Annotated in this window: 13 protein-coding genes; 8 read left to right on the top strand and 5 right to left on the bottom strand. The window is 64.1% G+C overall.

Features of this window, described 5'->3' with window-relative positions:
* Positions 1–2: 2 nt before the first annotated feature.
* Positions 3–1,118: a DHHW family protein gene (locus SOX55_RS01130; protein WP_325285593.1), complete on the top strand. Its 1,116-nt coding sequence runs from the start codon at positions 3–5 to the stop codon at positions 1,116–1,118.
* Between the two features lie 37 nt (positions 1,119–1,155).
* Here SOX55_RS01130 and SOX55_RS01125 read toward each other — a convergent pair whose 3' ends face one another.
* Both SOX55_RS01125 and SOX55_RS01120 read right to left on the bottom strand, forming a co-directional pair.
* Positions 1,156–5,037, bottom strand: coding sequence for a M56 family metallopeptidase (locus tag SOX55_RS01125; protein ID WP_325285592.1), 3,882 nt, complete (start codon positions 5,035–5,037; stop codon positions 1,156–1,158).
* Complete coding sequence (locus SOX55_RS01120) at positions 5,034–5,411, bottom strand: BlaI/MecI/CopY family transcriptional regulator (protein ID WP_325285591.1); 378 nt, start codon at positions 5,409–5,411, stop codon at positions 5,034–5,036. The genes SOX55_RS01125 and SOX55_RS01120 overlap by 4 nt, the downstream gene beginning before the upstream one ends.
* Before the next feature lie 186 nt (positions 5,412–5,597).
* On the opposite strand from SOX55_RS01120, the gene SOX55_RS01115 reads away from it, so the two are divergent.
* Positions 5,598–8,126, top strand: coding sequence for an ATP-dependent helicase (locus SOX55_RS01115; protein ID WP_325285590.1), 2,529 nt, complete (start codon positions 5,598–5,600; stop codon positions 8,124–8,126).
* A 43-nt stretch (positions 8,127–8,169) separates the two neighbouring features.
* Here the strand turns inward: SOX55_RS01115 and SOX55_RS01110 are convergent, their stop codons facing one another.
* On the bottom strand, positions 8,170–8,814 hold the full coding sequence (locus tag SOX55_RS01110; protein ID WP_325285589.1) for an HAD family hydrolase: 645 nt from the start codon (positions 8,812–8,814) through the stop codon (positions 8,170–8,172).
* A gap of 3 nt (positions 8,815–8,817) precedes the next feature.
* Positions 8,818–9,444, bottom strand: a complete 627-nt coding sequence (locus SOX55_RS01105) for a DNA-3-methyladenine glycosylase (protein WP_325285588.1) — start codon at positions 9,442–9,444, stop codon at positions 8,818–8,820.
* A 118-nt stretch (positions 9,445–9,562) separates the two neighbouring features.
* On the opposite strand from SOX55_RS01105, the gene SOX55_RS01100 reads away from it, so the two are divergent.
* The 3 genes from SOX55_RS01100 (at position 9,563) to SOX55_RS01090 (ending at position 11,959) form a co-directional block, all read left to right on the top strand.
* Positions 9,563–10,468, top strand: a complete 906-nt coding sequence (locus tag SOX55_RS01100) for a DMT family transporter (RefSeq protein WP_325285587.1) — start codon at positions 9,563–9,565, stop codon at positions 10,466–10,468.
* 106 nt (positions 10,469–10,574) lie between these two features.
* Positions 10,575–11,297, top strand: coding sequence for a WecB/TagA/CpsF family glycosyltransferase (locus SOX55_RS01095; protein ID WP_325285586.1), 723 nt, complete (start codon positions 10,575–10,577; stop codon positions 11,295–11,297).
* On the top strand, positions 11,294–11,959 hold the full coding sequence (locus SOX55_RS01090) for a dTMP kinase (protein ID WP_325285585.1): 666 nt from the start codon (positions 11,294–11,296) through the stop codon (positions 11,957–11,959). Before SOX55_RS01095 ends, SOX55_RS01090 begins: the two co-directional genes overlap by 4 nt.
* 44 nt (positions 11,960–12,003) lie before the next feature.
* Here the strand turns inward: SOX55_RS01090 and SOX55_RS01085 are convergent, their stop codons facing one another.
* Complete coding sequence (locus SOX55_RS01085) at positions 12,004–12,141, bottom strand: hypothetical protein (protein WP_325285584.1); 138 nt, start codon at positions 12,139–12,141, stop codon at positions 12,004–12,006.
* 158 nt (positions 12,142–12,299) lie between these two features.
* On the opposite strand from SOX55_RS01085, the gene mltG reads away from it, so the two are divergent.
* The 3 genes from mltG to SOX55_RS01070 form a co-directional block, all read left to right on the top strand.
* Positions 12,300–13,448, top strand: coding sequence for an endolytic transglycosylase MltG (mltG, locus tag SOX55_RS01080; protein ID WP_325285583.1), 1,149 nt, complete (start codon positions 12,300–12,302; stop codon positions 13,446–13,448).
* Entirely contained in the window at positions 13,435–14,685 is a 1,251-nt protein-coding gene (locus SOX55_RS01075; RefSeq protein ID WP_325285582.1) for a peptidase U32 family protein, read from the top strand. Before mltG ends, SOX55_RS01075 begins: the two co-directional genes overlap by 14 nt.
* Positions 14,686–14,687: 2 nt before the next feature.
* The coding region (locus SOX55_RS01070; RefSeq protein ID WP_325285581.1) for an NAD(P)/FAD-dependent oxidoreductase at positions 14,688–15,922 on the top strand (1,235 nt) is incomplete at its 3' end.

Genomic DNA, 15,922 nt, shown 5'->3' with positions numbered 1-15,922 from the left:
GCATGACAAAAGCATACAGCCGTTTTCTGACGGCGCTGTTCGTCCTGTTCCTGGGGGGAATGCTGGTGTGGTCGCTGGTGCTGCCGGACCGGGAGCGGTCCGAGGTGGAAAACCGCACCCTGGCCCAGTGGCCGGCGTTTTCGTGGCAGTCTCTGAAAAGCGGCAGCTTCACAGAGGGGGTGGAGGAGTACTTCGCCGACCAGTTCCCCCTGCGGGACCAGTGGACGGGACTGAAGGCCCGGGCGGAGCAGCTGCTGGGCAAGCGGGAGTTCAACGGCGTGTACCTTTGCGGTGAGACGCTGATCTCCCGAGTGGAGAAGCCGGAGCCGGGGCTGACGGAGAAGAATCTGGGCTATGTGTCCGCTCTTGCGGACAAGGCGGAGGCCCGTGTCTGGCTGGGCCTGATTCCCTCCGCGGCGGAGGTCTGGAAGGACCGGCTGCCCGCCGGGGCGGAAAGTTGGGACCAGAAGGCCGTTTTGCAGCAGGCGGCGGAGACGGGGGTGCCCATGGTGGACTTCTGCGCCGCCCTGACGGAGCATCGGGAGGAGCCGGTTTTTTACCGCACCGACCACCACTGGACCACCCTGGGAGCCTTTTATGGGGCCAATGTCCTGCTGGAGACGTTGGGCAAGGAGCCGCTGGAAGCAGCGGATTTCCCCCCGGAAACGGTGTCGGAGGACTTCAACGGCACGCTGTACTCTACCTCCGGCGTCCACTGGCTGACGCCGGACACCATGGAGTTCCGGGTGCGGGATGCGGGCTTGTCCGTCACCTCCTGGCGCACCGGCGCGGCGGAGCCTGCCGCCCTGTATGACCGGACGTATCTTGACCGGAAGGACAAGTACTCCGCCTTCCTGGGGGGCAACCAGCCGCTGTGCGTCATCCGGAATGAAAACCTGCCGGACGGCGGGAAGCTGCTGCTGGTGCGGGACAGCTATTCCGACGCCCTGGCGCCCTTCCTGGCCCAGCGGTTTTCCGAGGTGCACCTTCTGGACCTGCGGTACTACCGGCTGCCCGCCGCCCGATACGCGGCGGAAAACGGCATCGATGACATCGTGGTGCTCTACAGCATCCCCAACTTCCTCACCGACAAGAACCTGGTCTTTCTGAGCCAGTGAGGAAAGGACCGCTCCCCATGGGGAGCGGTCCTTTTTCTTAATCCTTTGTAATGGTCAGGGACACCGTCCGGGCTGCCACGTCGTAGGTGTAGTGGTAGGTCCCGGCCCGGTGGATGACGGCGGTGCGGTCGTCATTCAGCAGGTTTTCGTCAAAGTGGGCGGTGTAGGTGAGGGTGGAGCCGTCTTCACTGAGCTCCAGCGTCTCCGGAGAGTCCGCCGGCCCCCAGGGATGGCGGCTGGGGAGAGGCAGCCGCGCCCGGGTGCCATCGGGGTAGATGACGTCCAGCGTGGCGGCGGGGCCGTGGGGAATGCCGCCGTAGCCCCAGGACACCACGGTACAGGTGTCGGCGGTCAGCTCCCGGTCCAGATAGAAGATATTCTCGTGGTTCCAGTCGATGCTGTCGTAAGCCTCCTGATAAGAATTGTATTGGGTGAGCTTCACCGTGGGCTCCTCCGCCAGGGGCAGGGTATCCGGGTCGATCTCCGGCTCCGGCTCCTCCTGCGTGATGCCTAAGGCTGCCAGCATCCGCTGGGTGAACACTTCGTCGCCTGGGATGCAGTCGTCCATGGAGGCGTTGTACAGGTAGGTCTGGCTGCCGTCGCCGTTGACCCGGAAGAAGACGTACAGCCAGCTGCCGTCGCCGGGGGTAAACCAGCCGTCCCCGTCCATGGACTGACCGCCGGCGATTTCCACCGCCATGGGGTCCTCCGCCAGGTACTCATAGCTGACCCGGTAGACCGCCACCTCCGAACCCAGCAGGTCCACGTACTCGCCGGAGTAGGTGACCGTTTTTTCGACGTCCGTCACCCGAAAGCCTGCCAGCTGCGCTTCAGCGCCGAACCGGGAGGGGTCCGCAGAGTCCTCATAGAACCGGTCCCGCACCACGTTTTCCACCGTGGTTGCCACCCGGGAGGGAACGTCCCACTGATTGGTGATGGCCACCAGCCGGCGGTAGGCTGCCGCCCCTTCCTCCGTCAAAGAGCGGGTGTTGAAGAACAGGGAGGACATCTCGTTCTGGAAATCCGCTTCGGCCTCCGCATCGGACCGGGCATAGCCCGTCAGCCGGTCCAGCACCTCCTGCTGTACCGCCTCCGGCTGCTGTCCCAGATCGTTCAGGAAGCTCCATGCGTTGCAGTAGAACAGGTAGAACAGGTCCTGCGCCGACAGATCCTCATAGATCAAAAGACCGCTGCGGACCAGAAGCCAGCCTACGTTGGCGTGGAAAAATACGCTGTCCGCCCTCTCCTGGGGAAGGATGCCGTTGTCCCGCACCAGCTGCTCACCGCCGCGGTTGTCGGTGACCCGCAGCAGCCAGAGACTGTCCTCCGTCCAGAAGCCGCCGTACCAGCCGTCCTCGTCTACGAAGGAGCCGCCGGCGGTGATGACCTCCCAGGGAGTGGGGGAGTGGAACTGGTAGGAGAATCCGTAGACCTCCACCGTGAGGCCGGGAAAGTCCGTGTACACCGCCTCCCGGGCCAGGCAGCTGAGCCGGCAGCCGTCCCAGTTCTGGTCCGCCAGATAGCCCTCCGTGCCCTGCTTGCTGGCGGCGTAGGCGTCCTCCGCGGCCTCGGCGGCGGCCCGGGCCACCGACTCCGGAACGCCTTCGGTGAGGGCGTCACCATAGGTGCGCTTGTAGAGCAGCAGGTTTTCTCCATCGAAATAGAGGTTCCGGAACGCCGTGGCGGCGGATGCATTCCCGTGGCCGGGGAAGGGGACACTGCCGGTGAGAGACAGGCAGCGCCCGGCGCCGTCCCAGTTTCCGAAGCCGGCGAACCGAAGCTCCGGCCAGGCCTCTTCCAGAACAGCGCTCAGGTCAGCCTGGTAAATCCGCCCGTCCCGCGCGAAGAACAGCTGGGCGGTGTCGCCGGCGGAGGCCGCCAGCTCCTTGTTCCCGTCGCCGTCCAGGTCCGCCTCCAGCACCGCACCGTAGGCCCGGGCCAGCAGGGCGGGGGTGCCGGCTTCGTCAAAGGTGTAGTAATCGGTGATGGTGTTGTAGACGTTCTCCCGGAGCTGCCCGGTGTAGCGGACGGTGAGGCCGCTATGGCCGAAGAGATGGCTGAAGAAGAACAGCTCACCGTCCTCGCCCTCCGGCAGCGTCAGGAAGCAGTCCGCCTCCCAGTCCTCCATGGCGCCGCTGACTGCCCGGCCGCCCCGCTCCACCGCTACATAGGTGTGGCCGTCTGTGGAGCGGTAGCTGCGGACGGTGACGCCGCTGCCCACGGACCAGCCGTCCAGCCGCTCCGCGCAGTCATTGGAATGGCGCTCCGCCGTTACCGCCTCCGGTGCGTAGGGCCGCAAATCGCCCAGGGGAATCACCAGCCACGGCTCGCCGTCGGGATAGGAGGTAGCCACCATGGGGGCGTCACAGGGCAGGTTGGACAGGAAGTGGTAGCCGTCCTCCGTCTCCCGCAGCCGCAGGCACTTCCAGCCGCCGCCCAGGAAGGCATCGTCATAGTACAGCTGGATGACGTCCCCCACCCGCTCCCCGGCGGAGAAGGTGACACTGCTCCGGTAGTTGGTGTCGCCGTGGGTGTCGTAATAGGCGTCATACTCCGCCAGCCAGACAAACCGGTCCAGATTTACCTGGTTCGTCTCCGTCAGATGCAGTCCGGTGTATTCCAGCAGCACCTCGTCCATGGCTTCGGCGGTGATCTTGACGGTGGGGCAGATTTCCTGGCCCTGGGAATCGAAACTGCCCACGATAGCCAGCTCCTCGTCGCCGATGACCCCGGGAGTGAAGCTGCCGCAGTAGAACAGCTCGTAGAGGTCGATGTCCTCCGGCGTCTCATAGGTGGAGGACAGGAACTGATTGCGGATGGAGTGAAAATGATTGTTGAAGTATTCCTCATTGAAATACGTCAGCTCCGCTCCGGTGAGGGGCACCACCTCCACGGTGGCGGCGCCGGGGTCCGTCTCTCTGGCCCCGCTGAAGGTGACGGCGCAGCACAGCGCCGCGGCGGACAGCAGCAGAAATACCGCGATGGCCACCGTCTGCCGGTTCTGGGCGATGCGGGTGATGCGGTCCTTCAGCTGACGCTTGCCCGCCGTCATGGTGGTGGCGGACAGCATGGGGTTCCCGGGCCGCCGCACCGGCACCAGAGACAGCAGCGTGCGGCCATAGGGGATGCGCTCCTCCTCCCCCAGCCGCTTCAGCGTCCCCTCGTCGCAGGCCAGCTCTCCGTCGGCTTTGGACAGCGCGGCGGCCAGCCACACCAGCGGGTCGAACCAGTACACCGTCAGGCACACGCACCGCAGCAGCGCCCACAGGGGGTCCAGATGCCGGGCGTGGGTCTCCTCGTGGGCCAGCACGTGGCGCAGCTTTTCCGGCTCCGCGGCGGCGGGGGTCAGGTACACGGCGGGGCGGAACAGCCCGAACAGGCACGGGGAGGGCAGGCCGCTCTCCACCACGTAAACCGGGTACCGGCACTCCGGAACGCTGTAAGGGATTCTTACTTTACGCAGCTTGCGGTAAAAAGAGAGATTGGACGCCAGCATCCAGACGGCCACGACCGCCATGCCGCCGTACCAGACATACCGGAGAACATCGGCGGAGGTCATTCTGCGGTACTGCACGGCAGTCTCGTCCGTCTCAATGACCCAGATGCTGGGCTGTCCGGGGGCGATGGCGTGTTCCGGGTCCGCATCCGGGGCGGCGGGATGCCGCTCCAGCGGCTCCCGGGCCACCGGAACATAGATCTGCCGGGATTCCAGATTGGCGGAGACGGTCTGCTGCACCGGCTCCGTCACTGTCAGCACGCTGAAATCCATGGCCGGCAGGCTGACGGGCAGGAGCAGCCGCAGCAGCACCACGCCCCACAGGGCGTACTGCACCCGGGCGGGGACGGTTTTGCGGAACACCGCCCGCAGCGCCGTCAGCAGCAGGATCAGCACCGAGGAAGCAATGAGAATTTCGTTCATCTGCCATCCTCCTTCGCCTTGTCCAGAATGGCGGAGAGCTGGGCGATGTCCTCCTCCGTCAGGGCGTGGCTGTCCACCATGGCGCTCATCATCAGCCCCAGACTGCCGCCGTAGACCCGGGAGAGGAAGCTCTCCGTCTCTGCCCGGGCGGCCTCCTCCCGCCGGATGAGGGGATAGTACTGCTTGGCCCGCAGCCCCTCCTCATGGCGGACGGCGCCCTTGGCCTCCAGCCGGGAGAGCATGGTGATGACGGTGCTTTTACTCCAGCCGGTGTCCTCCCGCACCAGCGCCGTCAGTTCCATCATGGTGCGGGGCGCCCGGTCCCACAGGGGTTTCATCAGTTTCCATTCCGCGTCGGACAGATTGACTTTCATAGCGGTTCCTCCTGACTTGGTTGACATTTGTCTGCCTCTTGTCCCGAGCATAGCAGAACGGTTGACAAATGTCAACCACAAAATCGTAACAATCCGGTAAAGGACTTTCGGGGAAAAACGCCGTTGACCTGGGGCGGCTTTTGGCCTAAAATAGACAGCGAATCTATGCGAGGATAAGGGGAAGCTATGACGGATTTTCAGGAACGGTATTGCAAGGCCCGGCGGCGGGTCATCGCCCGGGATTTTCAGCGGTTGAACCCCATGCAGCGGCAGGCGGCGCTGACCACGGAGGGGCCGCTGCTGCTGCTGGCCGGCGCCGGCAGCGGCAAGACCACGGTGCTGATCCAGCGGGTGTATAACCTTCTGACCTACGGCCGGGGCAGCGACAGCGACTTTGTGCCGGACTGGGCCACGGAAGAGGACCTGCGCTTTCTGGAGGAGTACCCGGCGGAGCCGGACGGGGCGGACAGGGCACGGGCGGTGCGGCTGTGCGCCGTGGAGCCGGCGCTGCCCTGGTCGGTGCTGGCCATCACCTTTACCAACAAGGCGGCGGGGGAGCTGAAGGAACGTCTGGCGGCCCGGCTGGGTGTGAAGGCCAATGACATCTGGGCCTCCACCTTCCACTCCGCCTGCGTCCGCATCCTGCGGCGGGACATCGACAAGCTGGGCTTCCAGAAGGACTTCACCATCTATGACACCGATGACTCCAAGCGGGTCATCAAGGACATTGTGAAGGAGCTGAAGCTGGAGGAGAAGTCCTTCCAGCCCCGGGACGTGCTGGGGGTCATCAGCCGCGCCAAGGACAAGTACCAGACGGCGGAGGAATTCGCCGCCGAGGAGGGCAGCAGCGGCGACTGGCGGCTGGCCCGTATCGCGAAAATCTATCAGAAGTACGAGGAGAAGCTGCGCTCCGCCAACGCCCTGGACTTCGACGATCTGATCTTCCACACGGTGACGCTGCTGCGGACCAACGCCGAGGTGCTGCGGTACTATCAGGAGAAGTTCCGCTACGTGCTGGTGGACGAGTATCAGGACACCAACCACCTGCAGTACCTGCTGACGGGACTGCTGGCCGGCGGACGGAAGAACCTGTGCGTGGTGGGCGATGACGACCAGTCCATCTACCGCTTCCGGGGTGCCAACATCGAGAACATCCTCAGCTTTGAAAAGCAGTACAAAAATGCCCGGGTCATCCGTCTGGAGCAGAACTACCGCTCCACCCAGAACATTCTGGACGGCGCCAACGCCGTCATCCGCAACAACCAGGGCCGTAAGGGCAAGACGCTGTGGACGGAAAACGGCGCGGGGGAGAAGATTCGGGTCCGCACCGTGTTCAACGAGAGCGACGAGGCCAACTTCGTGGCCGGCGACGTGATGATGGGGAAGAACCGGGGCCGGGACTTCCGGGACAACGCGGTGCTCTACCGTACCAACGCCCAGTCCAACGCCCTGGAATACGCCATGAAGCGCAACGGCATCCCTTATAAGATCGTGGGCGGCACCAAGTTCTTTGACCGGGCGGAAATCAGGGACATGCTGGCCTACCTGTGCGTGCTGAACAATCCCATGGATGACCTGCGGCTGCGGCGCGTCATCAATGTGCCTGCCCGGTCCATCGGCAACACCACCGTGGAGAAGGTTCAGGCGGTGGCGGCGGACCAGGGGCTGTCCCTGTACGAGACCTGCCGCAACGCGGACATGTTCCCGGAGCTGAAAACGGCGTCGGCCAAGCTGCTGAAGTTTGCCGACCTCATCGACTCCCTGCGCCGTCTGGGCGGGCAGCTGTCCCTGCCGGAGTTCTATGACGCGGTGTGTGACCGCACCGGCTACGTCCGGGCCCTGGAGGAGAAGAATGACCTGGAGAGCCGGGGCCGCATTGAGAACGTCCAGGAACTGAAGTCCAACATCATGGGCTTTCTGGAGCAGGACCCGGAGGACCCCACGCTGTCCGGCTTCCTGAATGAGATCGCCCTGTACACCGATCTGGATTCCATGGAGGGGGGGGATGACTGCGTCACCATGATGACCATGCATTCCGCCAAGGGTCTGGAGTTCCCGGCAGTGTACGTGGTGGGCATGGAGGACGGCCTGTTCCCCAACAGCACCGCTGTCTATGACCAGGAGGAGCTGGAGGAGGAGCGGCGGCTCTGCTACGTGGCCATGACCCGTGCCAAGGAACAGCTGACCATGACCAACGCCCGCCAGCGGATGCTCTACGGCCGCACCACCTCCAGCCTGCCCTCCCGGTTCCTAGAGGAGATTCCGGAGGAGAACATGGAGTGGAGCGGACGGCCGGAGCAGCGGCCCGCCCGTAGCGACTGGGACCAGGGCGGCAGATGGGGCGACACGGACTGGGACAGCGGCAGCTTCCGCACTGCCTCCGGGCCGGTCCGGGCAAGCTCCGGCCGGTCCGACAACTGGGCCGTTTCCGGACCGGGAAGCGGCTGGAGCAGCGGCGGCGTCCGCTCCTACCGGGCGCCTGCCCAGCAGGAAACCCGTCCCACGGCGGCCTCCGCGGCGAGACCCAAGGCCGCCTCCGGCGCCATGCTGCAGCTGGAGCACGGCGACATGGTGGAGCACACCGCCTTCGGTAAGGGCATGGTGCTGTCGGTGCGGCCCATGGGCGGCGACGCCCTGGTGCAGGTGGTGTTCGACGGCGTGGGGGAGAAGAAGCTGATGCTGAAATCCGCCGGCGCCTACATGAAAAAGCTGTAACAGGTCAAAGAACCGGAGGGAATGTTCCCTCCGGTTCTTTCATTTACCGTTTTTTCCGCTCCGGCAGGAGCAGTTCCTCAAAAGAGCGGATATACACGTCGCAGAAGCCCCGCATTTCCCGCTCGTCCTGGGCGAAATAGTCATCGTAGACCCCCACGGTCCGCATCTTGGCGGTCCGGGCACCCTGACAGGCGGCCAGACTGTCGTCAAACACGGTGCAGTCCTCCGGGCGGACGCCGTTTTTTTCGGCGGCGGCCAGCCAGATGGCCGGGTCCTTCTTTTCCAGCTGCAGTTCCTGGGCGAAGGTGATGTTCCGGAAATACTTCTCCAGGTCTAGATGGCGCAGGGCAGTGCGGCAGTGCTCCGGCACGGCGGAGGTCACCACCGCCATGTCCCGGCCCTCGGCTCTGCACTGCTTCAGGTAGGCCCGGACGCCGGGCTTCACCGCCACCTTGGCGTACATCCCCCGGGCCAGGTCCATCCACTCCGCCATGATCTCGTCGCAGCTCTCCTCCAGATGGCAGTATTCCTTGGTGAATTGGGCCGCCAGAGGGAAGATGGTGTGGGCCACGCCCTCGTAATAGGCGTGGGTGTAGGGCATCCCACGGCGGGCCAGGAACGTCCGGTCCACGTCCTTCCAGATGCCGTTGGAGTCGATGAGGGTGCCGTCCATGTCAAATAAGAACATCCTTCAATCCTCCTGTATCAGTTGAAAGCGCCAGGGAAAGTCCCGGGCCTCCTCCGCGTAGTCCACGCCCACCCGGGGAGAGCATACAATCCGCTCCCGCCGGTCCGGCGGGGAGAGGGAGAGGCCGGCGTCGGCGGGGGAGCCGCACAGAAACAGCGTGTCCTCCGTGAGATCCATTCCGTTCTCTGCCCTGGACAGGGAAAGTCCTTTACAGATCTTGCCGGGTCCGTTCATCCGGTTTTTCCGCTGATAGGGCGTCATCTCAGCGGCGGGACACCCGAAGCGCAGGCGGCTGACGGTGTCGCCGCCGGCCACCACTTCCACGCCCCGCAGCAGCACGGCGGAGGGCTCCCCCTCCGGCTCCGTGACGAAGTTGAGACAGTGGTACATCCCGTAGATGAGGTAGATATAGGCGTGGCCCGGCGGGCCGAACATGGTGGAGGTGCGCTCCGTCCGGCGGTAGTTGTAGGCGTGGCAGGCCTTGTCCATCCGGCCCACGTAGGCCTCCGTCTCCGTAATGCGGCAGGCCAGAAGTTCGCCGCGGAGCCGGCGGATCAGATACTTCCCCAGCAGGGTCCGGGCGATCTCCACCGTATCCCCCAAATAGAATTCCCGGGAAAGTCTTGCCATTTCCTCACCCCAGTGGTAAAATACCGGTTTAATGCGGCATAGGGCCGCAAAAACACACCGGGCGGCGTTTGCCGTCCCGGCAGCATTATATCATGGATGGAAATTGGGAGCAAGAGAAATGAACACGAAACAGATTCGTCAGAATGGGATGGCGCTGCTGGCGGCGCTGATCTGGGGCACGGCCTTCGTGGCCCAGAGCGTGGGCGCGGACTATGTGGAGCCGTTTACCTTCAACGCGGCCCGGTCGGCGGTGGCCTTCTGCTTTCTGCTGGCGCTGTGTCTGGTGCGCAGAAAGCTGGGCCGGGGCGGCAGCCAGTCGGTCCGGGACCTGCTGATCAGCGGCCTGTGCTGCGGCGCGGCCCTGACGGTGGCCACCAACCTTCAGCAAAAGGGGCTGGAGACCACCACCGCCGGCAAGGCCGGCTTCATTACGGCGCTGTACATCGTCATTGTGCCCATCGCGGGGCTGCTGATGAAGAAGAAGGCCCCTAAGACGCTGCTGCTCAGCGTGCCGCTGGCGGTGGTGGGTCTGTACTGCCTGTGCATCACGGAGGAGTTCACCATCACCGGCGGAGATTTTTACATCCTGCTGTGCGCCTTCTGCTTCTCCGCCCATATTCTGGTGATCGACTATTTCGGGCAGCGGGTGGACGGCGTGGAGATGTCCTGCGCCCAGTTCCTGGTGGTGACGGTGCTGTCCTCCGCCGGCATGATCGCCTCGGAGACGCCCTCCTGGGCGGCGCTGTCCCAGTGCGTCTGGCCCATTCTGTACGTGGGCATCTTCTCCAGCGGCGTGGCCTACACCCTCCAGATCCTGGCCCAGAAGGACTCCAACCCCACGGTGGTGTCGCTGCTGCTGAGCCTGGAATCGGTGTTCGCCACCCTGGCCGGCGCGCTGATTCTCCACGACCAGATGAGCCTGCGGGAGTATTTCGGCTGCGTGGTGATGCTGGCGGCGGTGATTCTGGCCCAGCTGCCGGAGCCGAAGAAAAAGGATTGTTCCGCTGCGGCAGCGGCAGAATAAGTCCCGAAGGAGACGCCGGAAGGCGTCTCCTTTTTAATTTGGATTGGACAAGCGGGGAACGGCGTGTTATACTATACACTGTATGAGTATGTAACGAGGTGTTTTCATGCGGATCGATGTGTTAGGGGTCGGATTTGACGATCTGACCATGGAGGAAGCCGTGGCGGCGGGCATGGCGCTGCTGGGACAGGAGGGCTGCCACTATGTGGTGACCCCCAACCCGGAGATCGTGGAGGTCTGCCGGGAGAACCCGGAGGCCATGGAGGCGGTCAACGGCGCGTCGCTGGTGCTGGCGGACGGCATCGGCGTGGTGAAGGGGGCGGCCATGCTGGGCACGCCCCTGAAGGGCCGGGTGCCGGGCATTGAATTTGCCGGGGGCCTGATGGAGAAAATGGCGGAGAGAGGGTTGTCCCTCTACCTGCTGGGCGCCAAACCCGGCGTGGCGGAGCAGGCGGCGGAGAAGCTGACGGCCCGCTATCCCGGACTGCGGATCGCCGGCACCCATGACGGCTATTTTCAGGAGGACGGCCCGGTGGTGCAGGCCATCGCCGACTCCCGTGCCGACGCGTTGTTTGTGTGTCTGGGCGCCCCCAAGCAGGAGCTCTGGATGAAGAAAAACGGCCCCGCCACCGGCGCCCGGCTGCTGTGCGGCCTGGGCGGCAGCCTGGATGTGTTCGCCGGCGTGGTGGAGCGGGCGCCGAAATTCTGGTCCGACCACGGCCTGGAGTGGTTCTACCGGCTGTGTAAGGAGCCGAAGCGCATCGGCCGCATGATGAAGCTGCCGCTGTTTCTGGTCCATGTGCGCCGGGAGAAAGGAAAGCGGAAATGAAGGGAAAGCTCATTGTATTTGAGGGAACCGACGGTTCCGGAAAGGCCACCCAGGCGAAGCTGCTGTGCAGGCGGCTGGAGCAGGAGGGGCTGGCTTACCGGGAGATCGACTTCCCCCGCTACGGCAAGCCCTCCGCCGCCATGGTGGAGGAGTACCTCCGCGGCGGCCTGGGGAAGAAGGCTGGAGACGTGAACGCCTACGCCGCCTCCGTATTTTACGCGGTGGACCGCTACGCCTCCTACAGGCAGGACTGGGGCGATTTCTACGAAGGCGGCGGGCTGGTGGTGGCGGACCGCTATACCACCTCCAACGCCGTGCACCAGGCCTCCAAGCTGCCGGACGGGGAGCGGGAGGCGTATCTCAACTGGCTGTTCGATCTGGAGTACGGCCGCATGGGCCTGCCGAAACCGGACCTGGTGGTGTACCTGGATATGCCCACGGAGATCACGGAGCGGATGATGCGCCGCCGGGAGAGCGACACCGGCACCCATGCCGACATCCATGAGCAGGACACGGCGTACCTGCGCCGCTGCCGCGCCAACGCGGGCGAGGTGGCCCGCCTGTGCGGCTGGACGGTGGTCCACTGCGCCGACGGAGACGCCCCCCGGACGGTGGAGGACATTCACGGGGAGGTCTGGCAGCGGGTGCGGGAGGTTCTGTAAAACGGAAACAGGGACGCCGAAGCGCCCCCGTTTCTCCGCCCGTGTCAGCAGCAGTTATTGTTCCGACAGTCGTCGTTGCAGCCGCAGCCGCTGCCGCCCCAGCCGCCGCAGCAGCTCAGCAGCAGAATGATGATAATAATCCACCACAGGCAGGAACAGTTGTTTCCGGAGTTAAACCACATGAATGTCACCTCACCATCGTTTCTGAGCCATTCTATGGTCCCGCTCCGGAGATGGAAACTTGACCTGCGAAAAAAATCTGCCGGACAGTCCGGCAGCCGTTCAAGACTGACCCCGCCGTGCCGGAGAAGGCTCCGGCAGGGGAGAGCAGGAGGTATTTATGTCCGATTACAAGAATCAGGATACTGCCAGCTGGGACACGCAGCAGGTCCGCTCCGGCGGAGAGCAGCGTCACAGCCAGAGCAGCCGGAAAAGACGCCGCAGGAGGGTGAACCCCTTCCTCTACCTAATCTTTGTGCTGGCCACGTCCGCCATTCTGGCCGGCGTGGGCTGGCTGCTGGCCAACGACCTGTGCTCGCTGAACAAGGAGCCGGTGGAGGTCACCGTGGAAGTCACCTCGGAGGACGATCTGGACAGCATTGCCCAGAAGCTGAAGGACGCCGGCCTGGTGGAGTACAAGTGGTTTTTCAAGTTCTTCGGCAAGATCGACAAGGCGGAGGAGAAGATCGGCATCGGGTCCTATCAGCTCAACAGCAACATGGACTATATCGCCCTGATCACCGCCATGCGCAACTCCTCCGGCAACCTGAAGGCGGAGACGGTGCGGGTCACCATCCCCGAGGGCTACACCGTGCAGCAGATCATCAAGCTGCTGGCCGGAAAGGGCGTCAACACCGAGGAGGCGCTGACGGAGGCCGCCAAGAACACCAAGTTCTCCTATGACTTCATCAACAACGATTCCACGGAGCTGTCCCGGCTGGAGGGCTACCTGTTCCCGGACACCTATGACTTCTACCTGAACGAAAAGCCCTCTTCCGCCCTGAACCGTCTGCTGCAGAACTTCGACAAGAAGATGACCGCCGAGCGGATGGAGGCGGTGGAGGCCTCCAAGTACAGCCTGAAGCAGATCATGATCATCGCCTCCCTCATCGAAAAGGAGACGGACGGCACCGACCAGCGGAACATCGCCTCGGTGATCTACAACCGGCTGGACGGCCCCGGCGACAAGGGCGGCACCTACGGCATGCTGCAGGTGGACGCCTCGCTGCTGTACGGCCTGCCGGACCACGAGGGCGCCATCACCAACGCAGACAAGCAGACCGACTCCAAATATAACCTGTACAAGTACGCCGGCCTGCCCCCCACGCCCATCGCCAACCCGGGCATCGCCGCCATCGACGCGGCGCTGGACCCGGCCCAGACGGATTACTATTACTACGCCCTGGGCAAGGACGGAAAGCACTACTTCTCCACCACCCTGGCCGAACACAACAACTTCCTGAACAGCAGCAATTATGTCGGAAATTAAGAGAAACAAGCCGGAGCTGCTGGCTCCGGCGGGAGATTGGGAACGGCTGCGGATGGCCGTCCTCTACGGCGCTGACGCCGTTTACCTGGCGGGCACCAGCTTCGGCATGCGCTCCTTCGCCGGAAACTTCGCGGATGAGGAGCTGCCCCGGGCGGTGCGGTACGCCCATGACCACGGCGTCCGGGTCCACTGCACGGTGAACACCATGCCCCGCAACGATGAGGCGGACCGCCTGCCGGAGCATCTGGAGCGGCTGAATGACGCGGGGGTGGACGCCCTGATCTGCGCGGACCTGGGGGTGTTCACCCTGGCGGGGAAGTACGCGCCCCGCTGCCAGCGGCACATCTCCACCCAGGCCAGCATCTCCAACTACGCCTGCGCCAACGCCTGGTATGAGCTGGGTGCCCAGCGGGTGATTCTGGCCCGGGAGCTGAGCCTGGAGGAGATCCGGGAGATCCGGGCGCGGACCCCCCGGGAGCTGGAGATCGAGACCTTTGTCCACGGCGCCATGTGCGTCAGCTACTCCGGGCGGTGCCTGCTGTCCAACTATATGACCGGGCGGGACTCCAACCGGGGCGCCTGCGCCCAGCCCTGCCGCTACGAATACGCGCTGGTGGAGGAGAAGCGGCCCGGCCAGTATTTCCCGGTGTTCGAGGACGAAAAGGGCACCTATATCATGAACTCCCGGGATATGTGCATGATCGACCATCTGGACGATCTGTGCGATGCGGGCATTGCCAGCCTGAAGATCGAGGGCCGGGCCAAGTCCGCCTATTACGCCGCCATTGTCACCGGCGCCTACCGCCACTGCCTGGACGCCGCGGCGGAGGGGCTGCCCGTGGACCCGGTGTGGCGGGACGAGGTGGAGCATGTCAGCCACCGCCACTACTCCACCGGCTTCTTCTACGGCCAGCCGGGGCAGTTTTACGAGGATTCCCGCTACATCCGGGAGTGGCAGGTGGCCGCCATTGTCACCGAATGCGACAGCCGGGGCAATGCCGTGCTGTCCCTGCGCAACAAATTCCGCACCGGCGACACGGTGGAGATCGTCGGCCCGGACACCCGGCCCTTCTCCTTCACCGTTCCGGAGATGCGGAACGAGGCGGGGGAAGTGCTGACCGAACCCCGCACGCCCCAGATGACCTTTACCATGCAGCTGCCCCGACCGGTGCCGGCATATTCCATTCTGCGCCGTCAGGCAGACCTTTCCCCGAAAGAAAAATCAGGAGGAATTTGACTATGAATACCGACGTTGTCATCATCGGCGCAGGCCCCGCGGGCATTTTTACCGCGCTGGAAATGCTGAAGAAGGGCAGCAAACAGAAGATTGTCATGGTGGAAAAGGGCCAGAGCGTGGAAAAGCGCCACTGCCCCAAGGACAAGACCCGCAAGTGCATGAACTGCAAGCCCTACTGCCATATCACCACCGGCTTCTCCGGTGCCGGCGCCTTCTCCGACGGCAAGCTGTCCCTGAGCTATGAGGTGGGCGGCGACCTGCCCACCCTCATCGGCGCGGAGCTGGCCCAGGAGACCATCCACTATGCCGATCAGATCTATCTGGAATTCGGCGCCGACGAGCACATCGAGGGCCTGGAGCACGAGGAGGAGCGGAAGGACATCCGCCGCCGTGCCATCCAGGCGGGACTGAAGCTGGTGGACTGCCCCATCCGCCACATGGGCACCGAGAAGGCCCAGGCCATCTACCTGAGCATCGAGAAATACCTGTTGAACAACGGCGTGGACATCCTGTTCGGCTACGAGTGCAGCAACATCATTCTGGAGGGGGACGTCTGCAGGGGCGTGGCCGTCTCCAACGGCAAAACTGACCTGGAGATTTACGCCAGGCACACCGTGGTGGCCACCGGCCGCCGGGGCGCCGACTGGCTGGAGAAGCTGTGCGCCGAGCACAACATCGCCCACGCCCCCGGCACCGTGGACATCGGCGTCCGGGTGGAGGTCCGCAACGAGATCATGGAGACGGTGAACCGGGTGCTGTACGAGTCCAAGCTGGTGGGCTATCCCCGGCCCTTCAAGAACAAGGTCCGCACCTTCTGTCAGAACCCCGGCGGCTTCGTCAGCCAGGAGAACTATGACAACAACCTGGCGGTGGTCAACGGCCACTCCTACAAGGACCTGAAGAGCGACAACACCAACCTGTCCATCCTCTGCTCCCACAATTTCAGCGTCCCCTTCAACCAGCCCATCGCCTACGCCCAGAAAGTGGGCGAGCTGACCAACATGCTGGCCAACGGCCAGATCCTGGTCCAGCGGTTCGGCGACATCCTGGACGGCAAGCGGACATGGCAGAAGGAGCTGGCCCAGTCCAATATCCGGCCCACCCTGCCCGACGCCGTGGCCGGCGATATCACCGCCGCCATGCCCTACCGGGCCATGATCAATATCATCAACTTCATCAAGGCCATGGACGAGGTCGTGCCCGGCTTTGCCGCCTATGAGACGCTGCTGTACTCTCC

Origin of the sequence: Dysosmobacter sp. (assembly GCF_034093755.1) — a bacterium.
Lineage (GTDB): Bacteria > Bacillota > Clostridia > Oscillospirales > Oscillospiraceae > Oscillibacter.
Note: the sequence above shows the minus strand (reverse complement) of the source record. Positions and strands in the feature narration are given on the sequence as shown.